Origin of the sequence: Roseateles saccharophilus, from assembly GCF_031458095.1 — a bacterium.
Lineage (GTDB): Bacteria > Pseudomonadota > Gammaproteobacteria > Burkholderiales > Burkholderiaceae_C > Pelomonas > Pelomonas saccharophila_A.
This window is the reverse complement of the sequence record NZ_JAVDXU010000005.1, coordinates 225,340-242,997: the sequence shown is the minus strand read 5'-3', so window position 1 is coordinate 242,997 and position 17,658 is coordinate 225,340. Positions and strand designations below refer to the sequence as shown.

The window sequence follows — 17,658 nt, the reverse complement described above, 5'->3', positions numbered from 1 at the left end:
CCGGTTCCACTCTGCAAGCCGGAATTGCACTGAATTCGCCGCGCATCCCTAGGAAGCCAGCTGTTCAAGGTTGACACGCATTTGGTCCGTCCCGGATACTGAATTGGAACCGGTTCCATTTCAATAACGGAGACAAGACGTGGCAAGACGAGGGTTCGTAGGAGGCGCCGCCTCCCGGCTGGGCAATTCCGCGCGCAACGCATTGCTGGGCGGCTTGATGGGTACGGCGCTGCTGGCCGGCTGTGGCGGCGGAGGAGCCTCTCCCGCCCCCTCTCCCACCCCTTCACCTGCGCCCGCTCCGGCCCCCGCACCGGCGCCGGCGCCCGAACCCCTCACCCAGCTGAAAACCGATGGCACGAAGTGGGTGGACGCCAACGGCAAGCAGGTGCTGCTGAAGGGCAGCAACCTGGGCAACTGGCTGGTGCAGGAGTTCTGGATGATGGGCCAGGGCGGCAACGGCGTGACCGACCAGTGCACCCTCGAGGCCAAGCTGACCGAGCGCTTCGGCTATGACGAGAAGGAAAGACTGATCAAGCTCTATCGGGACAGCTGGATCACCACCCGCGACTGGGACCAGCTGAAGGCCTTTGGCTTCAACATCGTGCGCCTGCCCATCCTGTGGAGCGTCATCGAGGACGAGAAGAAGCCCAAGACCCTGCGCGCCGATGCCTGGAAGTATCTGGACTGGAGCATCGCCGAGGCCAAGAAGCGCGGCATCTACGTCATCCTCGACCTGCACGGCGCCGCGGGGGGCCAGACGCCCAACGACCACACCGGCTGCGCCGGCCAGAACAAATACTGGACGGATGCCGATGCCCAGGAGCGCACCCGCTGGCTGTGGCAGCAGATCGCCACCAAATACAAGGACGAGCCGGTGGTGGCGGCCTATGACCCCCTCAACGAGCCCTGGGGTTCGACGGCCGAGGCCATGGTGACGCGCGTCGAGGACCTGTACAAGACCATCCGCGCCGTCGACGCCAAGCACATCGTGCTGCTGCCCAGCCACTACGGCAGCATCGACGGCTATGGCAACCCGACGGCCAAGGGCTTCACCAATGTCGCCTTCGAGATCCATCCGTACCCGGGCCTGTTTGGCGACCGGCCCGGTGACACACCCTATAGGGTCCACCGCGACTGGCTGCGCTGCGGCCAGAGCGGCACCGCCGGTGTCTGCGCCTACGACAAGCAGGTCAGTGATCTGAAGATCCCGCTGCTCGTCGGTGAATTCCAGCCCTGGCAGGGCGCCGGGCTGGATCTGGGCGGCCAGATCGGCCGCGCCACCTACGACACCTACGCCAGCTATGGCTGGGCCTCGACGTCCTGGGCCTACAAGCTGGTCAGTCCGGCAGGCGGCTCCGGCAAGGGAACCTGGGGCATGGTGACGAACGCCGTCAACACCAACTTCGACACCGGCGTCGGCATGGTGGCCAAGGCCAGCACCTGGGATTGCGCCGGCTGGGATGCCAGTTTCGCCACGGCCTGTGCGGTCAAGGCGCCGACCATCAAGGTGGGCGGCACCGGCCCCAAGACCTATTACTTCGTCATCAAGAGCGGCGCGGTGAGCGGCAGCAACCCCGATGTGAGCTTTGACAAGATCAGCATCACCAACACCGCCACCAATGCCGAGCTCATCAGCAACGGCGGCTTCGGCTCCAACGCAGGCTGGACCACGCTGACCATCAGCGGCAAATTGAACCTGGACTTCAACGACTCCACCGCCGGCAAGGCCCCGGCCGGCAGCGACGGCGCGGTCTTGCGCGTCACGCGCCCCGCGGGCATCACCGGCGAGATCAACGGCGGCGTCTACCAGGCCATCACGCTGCAGGGCGGCCAGACCTATGCACTGAACGGCGTCTTCAAGGACAACGGCAGCGCCAACACCTGGGCCGAGATGTATCTGCTCGACAAGGAGCCGGTGCAGGGCAAGGACGTCGTCGACATGAACGGCAAGGTGGATTTCGCCACCGCCACCGTGGCCGACATCGAAGCCCTGTTCAAGAGCTATGCCACCCAGGCCTTGGAGGTGCACTCCGGCCTGGCCCAGTGGATGACGAGCACGACGGCCCCGGAAGTCTTCCAGTTGCCGGCGCGCCCGACCAATCTGAAGCTGGCCGAAGCCGCCAACGGCAATGCCCTCAGCTGGGACGCCAGCACGGATGCCAAGGTCACGGGCTACAGCGTCTATCGCGCCACCGGCGCCGGTGGCGGCTACACCAAGCTTGCCGACAAGGTCAGCACGCCCAAGTACACGGACAGCACGGCCGTCAGCGGCACGACTTATTTTTACGTCGTGACTTCACTGACCGCGGCCAACGAGAGCTATTACAGCGACGCGGCCAGCACGGCCATCCAAGCCGTGCCCGTCCCTGCAACCCTGCAGGCCGAGGCCTTCACCGCCATGAGCGGTGTGCAGCTCGAGAACTGCAGCGACACGGGTGGCGGCCAGGACGTCGGCTATTTCGATCCCGACGACTACATCGAGTTCAAGATCAGCGTCGCGACGGCCGGCAACTTCACTCTCGACTACCGCCTGGCCACCGCCAATGGCAGCACCGGCTTCGAGGTCTGGGTGGACGGCGTCAAGGCCGTGGACGTGATGGCCGTGCCCAACACCGGCGGCTGGCAGACCTGGGTCACCCAGACCAGCGCGCCCTTCGCCATGACGGCCGGCAACCACACCCTGCGCCTGAAGTCCGTCGGCAAGGAGTGGAATATCAACTGGGTGAAGGTGAACGCGCAGTAAGGTGCCGAAAAGCGGTAGCGGTCACCGCGGGGACGTCGTTGGCTTGCCTTTGCGAAGAGCCTTTCAACTCGTTGCAGTGAGCCGGGAGTCCGACCCGGCAGGGCGGGTAACTTTTAGCGAAGCCTTCGGCTTTCTCTGACGCGCCAGAGAAAAGTCACCAAAAGAGGAGCGCTCAATGCAATCCGCACTCGAGCGGGATGAGGCGCTCGCGCTGCTTGAAGCGAGCCGCACCCCGATGCGAGCCGCTGCGCTCTCGCCCACCACTTGCGCAGAGAGCCAGCGCTCGGACCTTCACGCCACTTAACGCCGGCTGCACGCCGGGCTCATCAGGAAATACCGAACAGCCGCGTCGCCCGAGCGACGCTGCATTGGGCTGTTTTGATGAGCCCGGCGTGCAGCCGCGCGTCGAACGGGGCGCTGGTGCGATGAATCCGGCTCGTGACAAGTCGTGTGCGAGAGCGCAGCGGTTCGCTTCTTCCCGCATTGCCGCTGGCTGTTTTCGCGCGCCGCTGATGGCGGCGTCGCGATGGTGTGCGGTTCAGCGCCTCTTCTTTGGTGACTTTCTTCTGGCGCCGCAGAAGAAAGTTACCCGGCCGCCGGGACGGACTCCCGGCAATGCATCGAGCAGACAAACGCTACGCAAAAGCATCCTTAGTTAAAAAGGCTGATCTCCCTGAACCGTCGTGCGGTGCAGGCGCCGCCTCAGATGGTCAGGGCAACCGGCAGCGAGGTGCATCACCGAGCGGTTGTCCCAGAACACCATGTCGTGGGGCCGCCAGCGGTGGCGGTACTGCAGCTGAGGCAGGGTCGCGTAGCGGTACAGCTCTTCGAGCAGCGCCCGGCTCTCGGCCTCGGGCAGGCCGACGATGCGGGTCGTGAAGTGCTCGCTGACGAAGAGGCCCAGTCGCCCCGTCTCCGGATGGGTGCGCACCACCGGCTGCACGGCCGGCCTGACCTGGGCGATCTGCTCGTCGCTGAGCTTGGGCCGCCAGGGGCTGCGCTCGCGCAGTTCCTCGTATTTGGCGAGGTAGGAATGCTCGGCCTGCAGGTCGCGCACGCGCGATTGCAGCGCGGGCGGCAGCGCGTTCCAGGCCGCGTGCTGATCGGCGAACAGCGTGTCGCCGCCTTCGCTCGGCAGCTCCTGCGCCAGCAGCAGGGATCCCAGGCTGGGCTTTTCCTTGTACGACAGGTCCGAATGCCAGAAGTAGCCGGCGTCGCCCAGGCCGACCGGCTGGCCGTTCTCGACGATGTTGGAGACGATGAGGATCTCCGGGTGGTCCTGCAAGTGAAACTGGTGCAGCACATGGATCTCCAGCGCGCCGAAGCGGCGGCTGAATTCGATCTGCTGCTCGGGCGTGATGCGCTGGTCGCGGAAGACCAGCACATGGTGGTCCAGGTGCGCGCGGTGGATGCGGCGGAAGTCTTCGTCCGCCAGCGGCCGGCTCAGGTCCAACCCCAGCACCTCGGCGGCAAAGCTGCCGGGCAGCGGGCGGATCTCGATAGGCGTCAAGGTCTCGATGCTCATGCTCGGGCCAGACGGCGCACGACCGCCACGAAATGGTCGATCTCGTCGCAGGTGTTGTAGAACGCGAATGATGGCCGAACGGTCGCCTCCACGCCAAACCGGCGCAGGATGGGCTGGGCGCAATGGTGGCCGGAGCGCACCGCGATGCCCTCCTCCGCCAGCGCCTTGCCCACGGCCGCGGTCTCGTGGCCGGCCAGCACGAAGCTCAACACGCTGGCCTTGTCCGCCGCCGTGCCGATGAGGCGCACGCCCGGGATGGGGCGGATGGCTTCGGTGGCGTAGGCCAGCAGGTCGTGCTCGTAGCGTGCGATGGGGCCCAAGCCGATGCGTGAGACATAGTCCAGCGCCGCGCCCAAGCCAGCCGCATCCGCGATGTTGCCGGTGCCGGCCTCGAACTTCGCCGGTGCCGGCTGGAACACCGTGCGCTCGAAGCTCACGTCGGCAATCATGTTGCCGCCACCCTGCCAGGGCGGGATGGCATCCAGCACCTCCTTGCGGCCGACGACGGCGCCGATGCCGGTGGGACCGAAGATCTTGTGACCGCTGAAGATGAAGAAGTCGCAGCCCAGGGCCTGCACGTCCACGGCGAGGTGGGAGACCGACTGCGCGCCGTCCACCAGCGTCGTCACGCCCTGGCGCTGCGCGATGCCGACCAGCTCCTGCACCGGCACGACCGTGCCCAGGGCATTGCTGACCTGGGTCACGGCGAGCAGCCGGGTGCGCGGGTTGAACAGCTTCTGCGCCTCGGCCAGGATGACCTGGCCGGTGTCGTCCACCGGGATCACGCGCAGATGCGCGCCCTTGCGGGCCGCCAACTGCTGCCAGGGCACGATGTTGGCGTGGTGCTCCAGGTGAGAGACGACGATCTCGTCGCCTTCGCCCACATGCTGCTCGCCCCAGGTGTTGGCAACGAGGTTGATGGCCTCGGTGGCGCCGCGCACGAAGATGACTTCATCCGCCGAGCGCGCATTGACGAACTTCGCCACCGTCTTGCGGGCGTTCTCGTAGGCATCCGTCGCCCGCGCCGCCAGCGTATGGGCGGCGCGGTGGATGTTGCTGTTCTCGTGCGCGTAGAAATGGCTGAGCCGGTCGATGACGGCCTGGGGCTTCTGCGTCGTGGCGGCGTTGTCGAACCAGACCAGTTGCCTGCCGTTGACGCGCTCCTGCAGGATGGGGAAGTCGCGCCGGATGGCGTTGACGTCAAAGGGCGCACGCTGGCCTTGCAGCTGGTGCTTGTGGGGCAGCTCGCCGGCGTGATGGCCGTTGACACCGGGGTGGCGCTGCAGGTCCAGCACATAGAGCGACGACTGCGCCGTCGGCTCGACGAAGTAGTAGCCCGAAGGCACGGCTTCACGTTGCGGGGGCGCAATCTGCTGCGGCACGCCGAGCAACTGGCTGCCGGCGCGGCCATCAATGCCGGGTACGCTGGTCAGCAGCACATCGGGCACGCCATTGCCGGCCTGCGCATGCGGTGCGCGGGCCGGTGATGGCCGCAGCAGCGCGGCGGCCTGATCAGGGCCGGTGGGCGCCAGGTTCAGCCCAGGCGCTGCGGCGCCGAAGCCGCCGAACTGCGTCGTCGTGGACTGGGGCAGCGGACCGCTCGGCAGGCCCGGCGGCAGCGGATTGGCGGGCACGTTGAGGCCGCCGGCGGACTGCACCGGCTGCGCCGCAGGCAGTGACCCGCCATTCAAGCTGCCAAACAACTCGTTGGCCAGCCTGGCCAGCGACGCGACGTCGAAGGGGCTCTCGACCACGTCAGCGGTAGGTGTCAGGGTACTCATGGTATTTGCCCACTTCCACGTCTTCGAGCACGGCCAGCGCGTCGTCGCTGTGCACCGCGAGCGAGCAATACAGGCTGATCAGGTAGGAGGCAATCGCATTGCGGTTGATGCCCATGAAGCGCACCGACAGGCCCGGGCCCTGCTCGCCCGGCAGGCCCGGCTGGTAGAGGCCCACCACGCCCTGGCGCTTGTCGCCCACGCGCAGCAGGATGATGCTGGTCTTGCCGTCGTTGACCGGCACCTTGTCGCTGGGGATCAGCGGGATGCCGCGCCAGGTCAGGAATTGGCTGCCGAACAGGCTGATGGTGGGCGGCGGCACGCCGCGGCGCGTGCATTCGCGGCCGAAGGCGGCGATGCCCAGCGGGTGGGTCAGGAAGAAGGCCGGCTCCTTCCAGACCTTGCTGAGCAGGTCGTCCAGGTCATCGGGCGTGGGCGCACCGGTGAGGGTGGACAGGCGCTGCTCGTCCGCGACATTGGCCAGCAGGCCGTAGTCGGGGTTGTTGATCAGCTCCGACTCCTGGCGCTCCTTGATGGTCTCGATGACGATGCGCAGCTGCTCCTTGATCTGGTCGTGCGGGCTGCTGTAGAGGTCAGACACGCGGGTGTGCACGTCCAGCACCGTGGCCACCGCATTCAGGAAGTACTCGCGCGGCGCGGCGTCGTAGTCGGCGAAGGTGACGGGCAGTTCGGCCTCGTCGCGCTTGGCGCAGGCGACCTTGACGGCCTCGGGGTCGGCCACTTTGTTGAGGCGGTAGATACCGGCCTCAACCGGGATCCACTGCAGCAGATGCGTCAGCCAGCGCGGCGTGATGGTGGAGAGCTGCGGGACGGTTTTTGTCGCGTTGGCAAGCTGCCGCGCGGCGGTGTCGCTGAGCGCGAGTTGGGGAGATTCAGCCATGGGAAAGGAACTCCTGGGGGCGGTGGTTGGGTGGTGAGGGAATCAGGCCGTGAGGGCCTGGAAGGCTGAGTTCGGATCTGCCTGCGAGGCGGCCTGGGAAATGCGGCTTTCCGGCGGCAGGCTGCGCGTCAGCCAGACATTGCCGCCGATGACCGAGCCGCGACCGATGGTGATGCGGCCCAGCACGGTGGCGCCGGCGTAGATGACGACGTCGTCCTCGACGATGGGGTGGCGCGGCTGGCCCTTGTGGGCATGGCCGGCCGCGTCGGTGGGGATGCTCTTGGCGCCCAGCGTGACGTTTTGATAGATGCGCACCCGCTGGCCCAGCACGGCCGTCTCGCCGATGACGACGCCGGTGCCGTGGTCGATGAAACAGCCCGCGCCGATCTGCGCGCCGGGGTGGATGTCGATGCCCGTCTGGGCATGGGCCAGCTCCGAGATGACCCGCGCGATCAGCGGCAGGCCCAGGCCATAGAGTTCGTGCGCCAGGCGGTGGCTGATCAGCGCATGCAGGCCCGGGTAGCAGAGCAGCACCTCGTCGACGCTGCGGGCCGCGGGGTCGCCCTGGAATGCGGCGATGACGTCGCTGTCCAACAGCTCGCGCACGGCGGGCAGGCGGGCGGCAAAGCTCGCCACGAGCTCAGCCGCCTCATGGAAAGGCGGCGCCTCGACGCCGCGCAGCCGCGCGTCATGCCCCAGCTCCAGCGCCACTTGCTGGCGCAGCCTGGACAGGGCCGCGCCCAGCGTGTGGCCGACGTAATAGTCCTCACCCTCGGGTTGCAGGTCGGGCGGGCCCAGGCGCATCGGGAACAGCGCTCCTGCCAGCTGCTGCACGACCACGGCCAGCAGCTCGCGCGACGGCAGCTCGCGGCCGCCCGCGTCCCAGCGCCGATGCTCCTCGCGCCAGCGCCGGCGCGCGCTGCGCAGGGCCGAGACGATGCCCGACAGTTCATCGATCACGTCGGTCATGTCAATGGTCCTGGGCTTTGCGGGCCGAGTGCCGGGCCGCTCCCAAGCCGGCCCGCGTAGGGTGATGTGCTTGCCGGTCGATCCGGCAAGCATCGCCGTCCCCTCGGGGGACCGACCGGGCTTGCCCGCGTTCAGCGGGGCGAGATTGGGCGAGGGGCAGCATCATTTCAATCCTGCACCCAGGGCAAGCTGTGGAAGCGCCAGCCGTTGAAGTGGCCGCGCTGCTGATGCTCGTCGCTGTCGCCCTCAAAGCCTTCCTGCACATTGAAGACGTTGGCCAGGCCCGCCTTGGTGGCCGCTTCGGCCGCCAGCGCCGAGCGCTTGCCGCTGCGGCACAGCAGCAGCACCGGCAGCTCGTTGCCGGACTTGGTGCCCACCTTGGCATCCAGCTCCTTGGCGAAGCGCGGGTTGCGGTTCAGCGCGGTCCCGGTGGCCCAGGCCACATGCAGGCTGCCCGGCACATGGCCGACGAAATGGCGCTCCTCGGTGCTGCGCACATCGACAAGAACGGCACGGCCGGCCTGGACCAGGGCCCAGGCATCGCGCGGGGGAACGCTGCCTGCGAAGGGCAGGCCTGCGGCCTGGGCGGCCTCGCGGGCGCGGGCCAGGACTTCGGGTTCTTCAACAGCAACGGTGCTCATGTCGGCTCTCATGCGAAAACCGAGCAAGGCTAGGGTTCAGGGCTTCATCGGCAAACGAAGCAAAACGTGGACGGTTATGCGGTTTGCAAGCAAAGCCTCCAGGCAAAGAAAAAGCCCTTCAGCCGGCTTACCGGTCCGAAGGGCTGAAATCCACCCTTGCGGGAGGAGGAGACAAACAAAGAGGCCTCCACCTTAACGCTGCAGCGGCAACGGCAACAGTCAACTTGGCGACTGAATGGATAACGAAACCTCATGAGGCATAAGCCGCGCCCCAAGCTCAAGCGCCAGAAAAATCACGACAAGCCTGGCCTGCATGACGTATGATGAACGTCATGCGAAATACAGCAAACAACGCCAGAGCCGCGGCCAAGGAGGCCTCGCACGAGCGCATCGTGTCGACCGCGGCGCGTGCCATCCGCCGCAGCGGCTATGACGGCACGGGCGTCGCCGACATCATGAAGGAGGCCGGCCTGACCCACGGCGCCTTCTACGCCCACTTCGCCTCCCGGGAGGCCATGCTGGCGGAAGCCGCCGGGCTGGCCTGCGCGCAGTCGGCCGCCGCCGCGGCCGACGTCGTCGCCCACACACCGCCCGACAAGGCCCTGGAGACCATGCTCCACGCCTACCTCTCCAAGGCCCACGCCGAGCAGGTGGAACTCGGCTGCCCCTTGGCCGCGCTGGGTTCGGAGACGTCGCGCCAGGCCCCCGAGGTGCGCCGGGTGACCACCCGCCACATCAAGGCGACAGTGGACCTGATCGCGCGCCAGTCGCCTGACTGGGGCCGGCCTGCGGCGCACGAACACGCCCTCGTGACCCTGTCCACCATGGTCGGCGCCCTGATGCTGGCGCGCGCCGTTGACGAGGCCGCGCTGTCGCAGAGCCTGCTCGATGCGGCGCTGAAGCACCTGCTGGCTTCCCATCCCTGAACCTCACCGATGGAAGTCGGCCTTTCGCTCGCCAACAAATATGACGCACATCATACGAATCAAGACTCAAGCCTCCTCGACTCGCCGCGCACCGCGTACGCCGGCAAGTTCATGACCCTCACACGCGGACGAAGGAAAACCATGAACATGAACACCAAGATCGCCCTCGTGACGGGCGCTTCCTCGGGCATAGGCCAGGCCACCGCCGAGCGGCTCGCGAAGGCGGGCTATACCGTGTACGGCACCAGCCGGCAGGGGCGGCAGGCCGGGCAGCGCGGCTTCGAGATGCTGGCCCTGGACGTGACGCTGGACGACTCGGTCCAGGCCGCCGTGGCGAAGGTGGTGGCCCTGCACGGCCGCATCGACCTGCTCGTCAACAACGCCGGCTTTGGCGTGGCACCGGCCGGCGCGGAAGAAAGCTCCATCGAGCAGGCACAGGCCATCTTTGACACCAACTTCTTCGGCATGGTCCGCATGACGCGGGCCGTGCTGCCGCATATGCGCCGGCAGGGCAGCGGCCGCATCATCAACATCGGCTCCGTGCTGGGCTTCCTGCCCATGCCCTACGGCGCCCTCTACGCCGCGACCAAGCACGCCGTCGAAGGCTATTCCGAGTCGCTCGACCATGAGCTGCGCACCCGGGGCATCCGGGTCTCGGTCGTCGAGCCCGCCTACACGAAGACGCCTTTCGACGCGAACTTCCTGGAACCCGACGCCAAGCTCGATGAGTATCGCCAAGCCCGTGCGGCCGTGGCCGAAAGGGTGAGGCAAGTGATGACGACCGCGGACCAGCCCGGCGTCGTCGCCGAAGTCGTGCTGAAGGCCGCCGGCGCAGCGCACCCCAAGCTCCGCTACACGGCCGGCGGGCTCGCCAACCGCCTGCGATTGCTGCGCAAGTTCGCACCCGCCAGCCTGGTGGACGCCGGCATTCGACGCGATCTTCGGCTCGACGCGGCGCCGATGGGGCAGGCAGCATGAAAGCCTTTGTCCTCGACCGCTACGGCAAGAACCGCGCGCTGCGGCAGGCAGAGCTGCCGACCCCGACCGTGCGCGATGACGAGGTGCTCGTCCAGGTCCATGCCGCCGGCGTGAACCTGCTGGACGCCAAGATCAGGAACGGCGAATTCAAGCTCATCCTGCCCTACCGCCTGCCGCTGGTGCTGGGCCATGACGTGGCCGGCGTCGTCACCCAGGTCGGTTCGCGCGTGCAAGGCTTCAAGGTGGGCGACGAGGTCTATGCCCGGCCCGATGACCTGCGCATCGGCAGCTTCGCCGAAGCCGTGGCCGTCAAGGCCGCATCACTGGCGCTCAAGCCCAAGGCGCTCAGCATGGAAGAGGCCGCGTCGCTGCCGCTGGTGGGCCTGACCGCCTGGCAGGCCCTCATCGAGAAGGCCAGGCTGAAGAAGGGGCAGAAGGTCTTCATCCAGGCCGGCTCCGGCGGCGTCGGCAGCTTCGCCATCCAGCTGGCCAAGCATGTGGGGGCCACCGTCGCCACCACGACCAGCGGCGCCAACATCGAACTGGTGAAGCGCCTGGGCGCTGACGTCGTCATCGACTACCGCAAGGACGACTTCGAGCGGGTGCTGCAGGACTACGACGTCGTGCTGCACAGCCAGGACACGGCGGCGCTGCACAAGTCCCTGCGCGTGCTCAAGCCCGGCGGCAGCCTCATCTCGATCTCCGGCCCGCCCGATCCGGCCTTCGCCAAGGGCCTGGGCGCGCCCTGGTTCGTGCGCCTGGTCGTGCGCCTCCTGAGCGCCGGTGTCAGAAGGACGGCCGCGCGCCTTGGCCTGAACTACTCATTCCTGTTCATGCGGGCCAGTGGCCAGCAGTTGGGCGAGATCACCCGGCTGGTCGACGCCGGCGCGATTCGCCCGGTCGTGGATCGCGTCTTTGCGTTCGAAGCGACGAATGAAGCGCTGGCCTATGTCGAGACGGGTCGGGCCAAGGGCAAGGTGGTGATCAAGGTGAAGTAGGCGGCCGGTGGCGATGTTTGCTGCCCTCGGCACTGCGGTAATGCTCGCCCAGCACATCGCGGCCGAAATCGCCGTCGAAGTCGCGCCACACCGAATGGATGTGGTTGCCACCCGAGTTGTCGAACTCGATGAGGAAGCCCGCCCCCTGGATGCGGAAGTAGAAGGGTTGGCCGGCCTGCGTCGAGCCGGCCCAGCCCATGCGGATGCCGTCCAGTGGCGCGGCCCGCACCCGCGCCAGCCGCGCCTGGGCCAGATCGGGCTGCAGGTGGTCGGCAAAGGCGGCCACCAGCTTCAGCAGCCGGGCCTGCTGGCCGGCATCCATGTCAGCAAACGGCAGGCCCACGGCGTCCAGTGGCCTGGCGTGCGGGGCATTGCGGCTGACGATGTCGCCGAAAGGGCGGCTGCTGAAGACGGCATGCCCGCGCTGGGCCGGCGTCAGGCTGGCCAGCCATTGGCGGGCCAGGTCCTCTTCGGTGCCAAGCAGTCGAAAGCCCTGCCTGGGATCGGTGGCCGGATTGGCGCCGAAGAACTGCGGCAGCGTCGCCACATAGCGGTCGCCGGCCAGGCTGAAATGCAGGGACAGATGATGGCCTTCGATGCGCCAGCCCCAGCCACCCGCTCCGGGTTGGCCGTAGATGGCCACCGCGTAGTTCTCGGGGTCGCGCCAGCTGCCCGAACCCTCCAGCTGGCGCAGCGCAATCTCCAGCGCCATCAGCGCCCTCACCTTGTCCAGGCCCGACTCGTTCAGCGCCGTGCGCAGCAGGGCGGTCGTGGCGTCGCGCTGGGCTGGCGACATGGCCTTCCAGGCGACGCCGTCGCGGCGCCGCGGCGTGTAGTGCCAGTCGCTGCGGGCGGCGTCGGTGAAGGGCAGCAGCAGCGCGCCGCGCTGCGCGGCCGGCGTGGCCTGCAGCAGCTGCCCGGCGGCCTGCGGGGCCGAGAGCGGCTGGGCCTGCAGCGGCGGCATGAGACCCAGCCAGGCGACGAGGAGTGAGCTGACCAGCAGAAAACGGCGGCGCTTCATGGCGTCAACATAACGTAACCACCCCGTCCCCCGCCAGGGGTCAAGATGTGACCACGCTTCAGGAGCCCTCATGACCACCAAGAACACCATCTGCCTGTGGTTTGACAAGGACGCCGTCGACGCCGCGCGCTTCTATGCCGAGACCTTCCCCGACAGCAGCATCGGCGCCATCCATCACGCCCCCGGCGACTATCCCGACGGCAAGCAGGGTGATGTGCTGACCGTCGAGTTCACCGTCTTCGGCATTCCCTGCATCGGCCTGAATGGCGGCCCCCTCTTCAAGCACAGCGAGGCCTTCTCCTTCCAGATCGCCACCGACACGCAGGAGGAGACCGACCGGCTGTGGAATGCCATCGTCGGCAACGGCGGCCAGGAGAGCGAATGCGGCTGGTGCAAGGACCGCTGGGGCCTGTCCTGGCAGATCACGCCGCGCGCCCTCATCGACGCCTTCACCGACCCCGACCCGGCCGCCGCCAAGCGGGCCTTCCAGGCCATGATGACGATGAAGAAGATCGACATCGCCAAGATCGAGGCGGCGCGGCGCGGTTGAGCCGCGCCGGCAGGCCCCGAGAATGCGGGGCATGAGATTCGCCCTCACCGCCGCGGGGCTGCTGGCCGCGGCCTTGCTCGCCAGCTGTGCCCACCACACCGCCCTGGCCCCGGCCCCCCTCGCCGACGCCGACGCCGCCGTTGAACGCTTCATCGCCCAGGGCCAGCTGCCCGGCGCTGCCCTGTGGATAGAGCGCGTCGGCCATGGCAGCCACCACCGCGCCTATGGCCGGCGCGCCGTCGACCCCGCGCCCGAGGTGCTTGACGAGACCACCGTCTTCGACGCCGCCTCCCTGACCAAGCCCGTCGTCACCGCCACGCTGGTGCAGCTGCTGCGCGAACGCGGCCAGCTCGACGTCGAGGCGCCGCTGCAGCGCTATCTGCCCGGCTGCGGCGGCGCCGACAAGGCCGGCATCACGCTGCGCCAGCTGCTGACGCACAGCTCGGGCCTGCCCTCGGGCCTGCCGCGCAACGGTGCCGGCAGCTGGGCCGGCAAGGACGAGGCCCTGCGCATCGCCTGCGAGCTGCCGCTGGCCGCACCGCCGGGCACGCAGTTCCGCTACTCGGACGTCAACTACATCCTGCTCGGCCTCATCGTCGAACGCGCCGCCGGCATGCCGCTGGAGCGCCTGGCCGAACAGTGGCTGTTCCAGCCCCTGGGCATGAAGGACAGCGGCTATCTGCCGCTGCGCCGCATGGACGCCTCACGCATCGCGCCGACAGAAAAGCTGGCCGACGGCCAGGTGCTGCGCGGCGAGGTGCACGACCCGACGGCGCGCAAGATGGGCGGCGTGGCCGGCCACGCCGGCCTGTTCACGACGACGGCCGACCTGGCCCGCTTCGCCCGCATGCTGCTGGGCGGCGGCGTGGCCGAGGACGGTCGGCGGCTGCTGTCGGCCGACAGCGTGGTCCTGCTGACCATGCCGCAATCCCCGCCGGAGCTTGCCGAGCAGCGCGGCATGGGCTGGGACATCGCCTCGCCCTACGCCCGCCCACGCGGCAGCCTCTATCCGCCCACCAGCTTCGGCCACACCGGTTTCACCGGCTGCGCCTTCTGGCTGGATCCGGCAAGCCAGAGCTTCTTCGTGCTGCTGTCCAACCGCGTCCATCCCGTGGCCGGCACCAACGTGCTGCCGCTGTATGGCGAACTGGGCACGCTGGCGGCACGGGCTGCGGGCCTGTAGGCGCAGGCCAGGTCGCCCCTAGACTGCCTGCCAAGCGCACAGCTGAACAAGGAGAAGGCATGTTCAATCACATCATGGTCGGCAGCAACGACATCGAGCGCTCCAAGCAGTTCTACGACGCCGTGCTCGGCGTCCTCGGCGCGGGCCAGCCCTTGCGCAACGTCGCGGCCAGCGGCCACGTGAGGCTGTTCTATCGCCACAACGGCAGCACCCTGGCCATCAGCCAGCCCATCAACGACGAGCCGGCCAGCTTTGCCAACGGCGGCACCATCGCCTTCAAATGCGATTCGCCCGAGCGCGTGCAGCAGTTCCACGACGTGGCCGTGGCCCATGGCGGCACCTCTATCGAAGAGCCGCCGGGCCTGCGCGAGCATGGCCTGGGCAACTTCCACCTGGCCTATGTGCGCGACCCCGACGGCAACAAGCTCTGCGCCATCTACCGAGTGCCGGCATGAGCCTGAACCGGCGCCTCGTCCTGAAAGGCCTGCTGGCGGCTGCAGCCGCGCCCGCCTGGGCCGCGGACCGCCCACGCATCGCCCACCCGGGCGTGCAGCTCTACACCGTGCGCGACGAGCTGCAGCGCGACTTTCGCGGCACGCTGAGGCGCATCGCGGCCCTGGGCTACCGCGAGGTGGAGTTCGCCGGCTACTTCGACCAATCCCCGCAAGCCATCCGCGCCCTGCTCGACAGCGTGAGGCTGACGGCGCCTTCGGCCCATGCGGACGACCGCCTGCTGGGGCCGGAAGGCGAACGCATCATCGACGCGGCCCTCACCCTCGGGCATCGCTACCTGGTCATTCCCTGGGTCGACCAGGCACAGTGGCGCGACCTCGACGGCTGGAAGCGCCGCGCCGACAGCTTCAACCGCGCCGGCGAGCTGTGCCGCCGCGCCGGCCTGCAGTTCTGCTATCACAACCACCATTTCGAGTTCGCCACGCTGCAGGGCCAGCGGCCCTATGACCTGCTGCTGGCCCGCTGCGATGCCCGGCTGGTGCAGATGGAGCTGGACCTGTGCTGGGCCGTGGCCGCGCGCCAGGACCCGCTGCAGCTGCTGAAGGCCCACCCGGGCCGCTTCCCCCTGGTCCATCTCAAGCAGCTCAAGGCCCTGCCGCCGCTGCAGGGCGGCGACGTGCTCAGCCTCAGGATGGAAGACGCCGCTGCCCAGATGACCGAGGTCGGCCCCGGCGCGGTCGACTTTGCCGGCCTGCTGGCCGACCCGGCCAGCCGCGGCATCCGGCATTTCTTCGTCGAGCACGACCAGCCGGCTGAAGCGCTGGCCAGCATCGCGACCAGCCTGCGCTGGCTGCGCACGCTGCAAGGCTGAAGAGCCAACGCCAACTGCACTAGCTCAGTCGTTTTGCTTCGTTGGCGCGGCACGGCCCGCTGCCTAGAGTGGCGGGCATGTCCCTCGTCCCCGCCTCCCTCGCCGCGCCGCCCGTGCTCATCCTGCAGCGCGTTGGCCAGTCGCGTGGCGCGCGGCCGCTGTTCGAGGGGCTGGACCTGGCCCTGCATCCGGGCCAGCTGCTGTGGGTCCAGGGCGCCAATGGCAGCGGCAAGACCAGCCTGCTGCGCCTGATCTGCGGCTTGAGCACCCCGCGCGCCGGGCGGCTGCATGTGGAGCGCGAGCTGCTCTACATCGGCCACCGGCCCGGGCTCAAGGACGTGCTGTCCGTCATCGAGCAATTGCGCAGCAGCGCCGCACTCGCCGGGCACCCTTGCACGCAAGGCGAGGCCCTGGCGGCGCTGGCGCCCGTCGGCCTGGACGACGCCGCCGGCCTGCGCCTGGCCCAGCTGTCCGAGGGCCAGCGCCGCCGCGCCGCCCTGGCCCAGCTGTGGCTGCCCCGGGTGGCGCCGCTGTGGGTGCTGGACGAACCACTGGCGGCCCTGGATACGGCCATGGCCGACCGCCTGGCCCAGCGCCTGGACCGGCATGCCGACGAAGGTGGCAGCGTCGTCTTCACCAGCCACCAGGCCCTGCCGCTCAAGCGCAGCGTTCGCAGCCTGCAGCTCGGGAGGCCTTGATGGGCGCCGCCCTCCAAGCCGCCGCGGCCCTGGCCCGGCGGGAGTGGTCCAGCACCTGGCGCCAGCCCGCCGAATGGCTGACGCCGCTGGGCTTTGTCGTCGGCGTGGCGGCCATGTTCCCCCTCGGCCTCGGGCCCGAACCGGCGCGGCTGCGCGAATTGGCACCGGGCCTGCTGTGGATCGCCGCCCTGCTGGCCAGCCTGCTGGCCCTGCCGCGGCTGTTCGCGCCCGACCTCGCCGACGGCAGCCTGGAGCAATGGTGGCTGGCGCCGCTGCCGCGCCCGTTGGCCGTGGCGCTGAAGCTGGCCGTGCACTGGGCCTTAAGCAGCCTGCCCCTGGTGCTGGTCACCCCGCTGCTGGCCCTGGCCTTCGGCATCGAAGACCCCGCCCCGCTGGCCCAGAGCCTGCTGCTGGGCACACCGGCCCTGGCCCTGCTCGGCGGCCTGGGCGCGGCCCTGGTGCTGCACGCGCGTGCCGGTGCCGGCCTGCTGGCCTTGCTGCTGCTGCCGCTGGAGGTGCCGGTGCTGGTCTTCGGCACGGCGGCGGCGCAAGGCGGCGCCAACGCCGACACGGCCCTGCTGCTGCTCGGCGCCTGGCTGGCCGTGCTGCTGGCCCTCGCTCCCTGGGCCACCTCGGCCGCCCTGTCCTTGATGCTGGATTGACATGAGCCCACCCCATCCGCTCTGGCGCTACGCCAGCCCTGCCCACTTCCTGACGCTGACCGGTCGGCTGCTGCCCCTGCTGTGGGTCGCCGCCGCCCTCGGCATCGGTCTGGGCCTCACGCTCGGCCTCTTCATCGCGCCCACCGATGCCCAGCAGGGCGAGGCCTACCGCATCCTCTATCTGCATGTGCCTGCGGCCTGGATCGCGATGGTCTGCTATGCCGCCATGGCTTTCTGGGCCCTCTGGGGCCTGGCCTGGAAGACGCGGCTGGCCTTTGTGCTGATGCGCTCACTCGCCCCCACCGGCGCCCTGTTCGCCGTGCTGACGCTGCTGACCGGTTCGCTCTGGGGCCGGCCCACCTGGGGCGCCTGGTGGGTCTGGGATGCGCGCCTGACCTCGGCCCTGCTGCTGGCCCTGCTCTACATCGGCTTCATCGCCCTGACCTCGGCCGTCGACACGCCCGACGACCCCAAGCGCGGCGACCAGGCCGGTGCGCTGCTGGCCCTGGTGGGGGCGCTGAACCTGCCGGTGCTGTATTTCTCCGTCAGCTGGTGGAACACCCTGCACCAGGGCGCCTCCATCAGCACGCGCGGCAGCGCGATTGCGCCCGAGATGCTGGCCGGCCTGCTGCTGTCAACGCTGGGCTTCTGGTCCTACGCCGGCGCAGCGGTGCTGAGGCGCGCCAGGCGGCAACTGCAGGCGCGTGTCGAGTCGGAAGCCCATTGGCCGCGCGCCCTCGGGAGCCTGGCATGACGGAACT

The 17,658-nt window shown here is 68.7% G+C and carries 17 protein-coding genes; 11 read left to right on the top strand and 6 right to left on the bottom strand.

All coding sequences use genetic code 11. From position 1 onward, the window contains the following. The first annotated feature begins 139 nt into the window (after window positions 1–139). Window positions 140–2,743, top strand: a complete 2,604-nt coding sequence (locus tag J2X20_RS26510) for a cellulase family glycosylhydrolase (RefSeq protein ID WP_310272144.1) — start codon at window positions 140–142, stop codon at window positions 2,741–2,743. A gap of 655 nt (window positions 2,744–3,398) precedes the next feature. On the opposite strand, the gene J2X20_RS26505 is transcribed toward J2X20_RS26510, so the two are convergent. From J2X20_RS26505 to J2X20_RS26485, 5 genes are all read right to left on the bottom strand, one after another. Continuing rightward, window positions 3,399–4,268 carry a TauD/TfdA dioxygenase family protein gene (locus tag J2X20_RS26505; protein WP_310272142.1) on the bottom strand — a complete coding sequence of 290 codons (870 nt, stop codon included), beginning with the start codon at window positions 4,266–4,268 and terminating at the stop codon, window positions 3,399–3,401. After that, window positions 4,265–6,049, bottom strand: coding sequence for a family 2A encapsulin nanocompartment cargo protein cysteine desulfurase (locus tag J2X20_RS26500; RefSeq protein ID WP_310272139.1), 1,785 nt, complete (start codon window positions 6,047–6,049; stop codon window positions 4,265–4,267). Before J2X20_RS26500 ends, J2X20_RS26505 begins: the two co-directional genes overlap by 4 nt. Next, window positions 6,024–6,947, bottom strand: coding sequence for a family 2A encapsulin nanocompartment shell protein (locus J2X20_RS26495; protein WP_310272136.1), 924 nt, complete (start codon window positions 6,945–6,947; stop codon window positions 6,024–6,026). Before J2X20_RS26495 ends, J2X20_RS26500 begins: the two co-directional genes overlap by 26 nt. Window positions 6,948–6,989: 42 nt before the next feature. Further along, window positions 6,990–7,916 (bottom strand): serine O-acetyltransferase EpsC, encoded by a 927-nt coding sequence (gene epsC / locus J2X20_RS26490; RefSeq protein WP_310272133.1) that lies wholly within the window; start codon window positions 7,914–7,916, stop codon window positions 6,990–6,992. 167 nt (window positions 7,917–8,083) lie between these two features. Further along, complete coding sequence (locus J2X20_RS26485; RefSeq protein WP_310272131.1) at window positions 8,084–8,557, bottom strand: rhodanese-like domain-containing protein; 474 nt, start codon at window positions 8,555–8,557, stop codon at window positions 8,084–8,086. A 320-nt stretch (window positions 8,558–8,877) separates the two neighbouring features. Between J2X20_RS26485 and J2X20_RS26480 the strand changes: the two genes are divergently transcribed. From J2X20_RS26480 to J2X20_RS26470, 3 genes are all read left to right on the top strand, one after another. Beyond that, window positions 8,878–9,483, top strand: a complete 606-nt coding sequence (locus tag J2X20_RS26480; protein ID WP_310272128.1) for a TetR/AcrR family transcriptional regulator — start codon at window positions 8,878–8,880, stop codon at window positions 9,481–9,483. Window positions 9,484–9,630: 147 nt separating this feature from the next. After that, a complete protein-coding gene (locus J2X20_RS26475; RefSeq protein WP_310272564.1) occupies window positions 9,631–10,461 on the top strand; it encodes an oxidoreductase in 831 nt (276 codons plus the stop codon). Then, entirely contained in the window at window positions 10,458–11,459 is a 1,002-nt protein-coding gene (locus tag J2X20_RS26470; protein ID WP_310272125.1) for an NADP-dependent oxidoreductase, read from the top strand. The genes J2X20_RS26475 and J2X20_RS26470 overlap by 4 nt, the downstream gene beginning before the upstream one ends. Here the strand turns inward: J2X20_RS26470 and J2X20_RS26465 are convergent. Then, window positions 11,446–12,480: a DUF3500 domain-containing protein gene (locus tag J2X20_RS26465; protein WP_310272122.1), complete on the bottom strand. Its 1,035-nt coding sequence runs from the start codon at window positions 12,478–12,480 to the stop codon at window positions 11,446–11,448. The genes J2X20_RS26470 and J2X20_RS26465 overlap by 14 nt on opposite strands. 70 nt (window positions 12,481–12,550) lie before the next feature. On the opposite strand from J2X20_RS26465, the gene J2X20_RS26460 reads away from it, so the two are divergent. The 7 genes from J2X20_RS26460 (at window position 12,551) to ccmC (ending at window position 17,651) form a co-directional block, all read left to right on the top strand. Further along, the gene (locus J2X20_RS26460; RefSeq protein WP_310272120.1) at window positions 12,551–13,030 is read left to right on the top strand and encodes a VOC family protein; all 480 of its coding nucleotides are present in this window, start codon (window positions 12,551–12,553) and stop codon (window positions 13,028–13,030) included. A 31-nt stretch (window positions 13,031–13,061) separates the two neighbouring features. Next, window positions 13,062–14,213, top strand: a complete 1,152-nt coding sequence (locus J2X20_RS26455) for a serine hydrolase domain-containing protein (RefSeq protein ID WP_310272116.1) — start codon at window positions 13,062–13,064, stop codon at window positions 14,211–14,213. 59 nt (window positions 14,214–14,272) lie between these two features. Further along, a complete protein-coding gene (locus J2X20_RS26450; protein WP_310272113.1) occupies window positions 14,273–14,668 on the top strand; it encodes a VOC family protein in 396 nt (131 codons plus the stop codon). Beyond that, window positions 14,665–15,537 carry a sugar phosphate isomerase/epimerase family protein gene (locus tag J2X20_RS26445; RefSeq protein ID WP_310272110.1) on the top strand — a complete coding sequence of 291 codons (873 nt, stop codon included), beginning with the start codon at window positions 14,665–14,667 and terminating at the stop codon, window positions 15,535–15,537. The genes J2X20_RS26450 and J2X20_RS26445 overlap by 4 nt, the downstream gene beginning before the upstream one ends. A 77-nt stretch (window positions 15,538–15,614) precedes the next feature. Further along, on the top strand, window positions 15,615–16,235 hold the full coding sequence (gene ccmA / locus J2X20_RS26440) for a heme ABC exporter ATP-binding protein CcmA (protein ID WP_310272107.1): 621 nt from the start codon (window positions 15,615–15,617) through the stop codon (window positions 16,233–16,235). Beyond that, entirely contained in the window at window positions 16,235–16,897 is a 663-nt protein-coding gene (gene ccmB, locus J2X20_RS26435; RefSeq protein ID WP_310272104.1) for a heme exporter protein CcmB, read from the top strand. The genes ccmA and ccmB overlap by 1 nt, the downstream gene beginning before the upstream one ends. 1 nt (window position 16,898) lies before the next feature. Beyond that, the gene (gene ccmC, locus J2X20_RS26430) at window positions 16,899–17,651 is read left to right on the top strand and encodes a heme ABC transporter permease CcmC (protein WP_310272101.1); all 753 of its coding nucleotides are present in this window, start codon (window positions 16,899–16,901) and stop codon (window positions 17,649–17,651) included. Window positions 17,652–17,658: the final 7 nt, after the last annotated feature.

Coding starts and splice junctions, on each gene's coding strand:
- J2X20_RS26495 (WP_310272136.1), bottom strand. CDS start 6,947: ATGGCTGAATCTCCCCAACTCGCGCTCAGCGACACCGCCGCGCGGCAG.
- J2X20_RS26445 (WP_310272110.1), top strand. CDS start 14,665: ATGAGCCTGAACCGGCGCCTCGTCCTGAAAGGCCTGCTGGCGGCTGCA.
- J2X20_RS26475 (WP_310272564.1), top strand. CDS start 9,631: ATGAACACCAAGATCGCCCTCGTGACGGGCGCTTCCTCGGGCATAGGC.
- ccmB (WP_310272104.1), top strand. CDS start 16,235: ATGGGCGCCGCCCTCCAAGCCGCCGCGGCCCTGGCCCGGCGGGAGTGG.
- ccmA (WP_310272107.1), top strand. CDS start 15,615: ATGTCCCTCGTCCCCGCCTCCCTCGCCGCGCCGCCCGTGCTCATCCTG.
- ccmC (WP_310272101.1), top strand. CDS start 16,899: ATGAGCCCACCCCATCCGCTCTGGCGCTACGCCAGCCCTGCCCACTTC.
- J2X20_RS26470 (WP_310272125.1), top strand. CDS start 10,458: ATGAAAGCCTTTGTCCTCGACCGCTACGGCAAGAACCGCGCGCTGCGG.
- J2X20_RS26450 (WP_310272113.1), top strand. CDS start 14,273: ATGTTCAATCACATCATGGTCGGCAGCAACGACATCGAGCGCTCCAAG.
- J2X20_RS26465 (WP_310272122.1), bottom strand. CDS start 12,480: ATGAAGCGCCGCCGTTTTCTGCTGGTCAGCTCACTCCTCGTCGCCTGG.
- J2X20_RS26460 (WP_310272120.1), top strand. CDS start 12,551: ATGACCACCAAGAACACCATCTGCCTGTGGTTTGACAAGGACGCCGTC.
- J2X20_RS26485 (WP_310272131.1), bottom strand. CDS start 8,557: ATGAGCACCGTTGCTGTTGAAGAACCCGAAGTCCTGGCCCGCGCCCGC.
- J2X20_RS26455 (WP_310272116.1), top strand. CDS start 13,062: ATGAGATTCGCCCTCACCGCCGCGGGGCTGCTGGCCGCGGCCTTGCTC.
- J2X20_RS26480 (WP_310272128.1), top strand. CDS start 8,878: ATGATGAACGTCATGCGAAATACAGCAAACAACGCCAGAGCCGCGGCC.
- J2X20_RS26505 (WP_310272142.1), bottom strand. CDS start 4,268: ATGAGCATCGAGACCTTGACGCCTATCGAGATCCGCCCGCTGCCCGGC.
- epsC (WP_310272133.1), bottom strand. CDS start 7,916: ATGACCGACGTGATCGATGAACTGTCGGGCATCGTCTCGGCCCTGCGC.
- J2X20_RS26500 (WP_310272139.1), bottom strand. CDS start 6,049: ATGAGTACCCTGACACCTACCGCTGACGTGGTCGAGAGCCCCTTCGAC.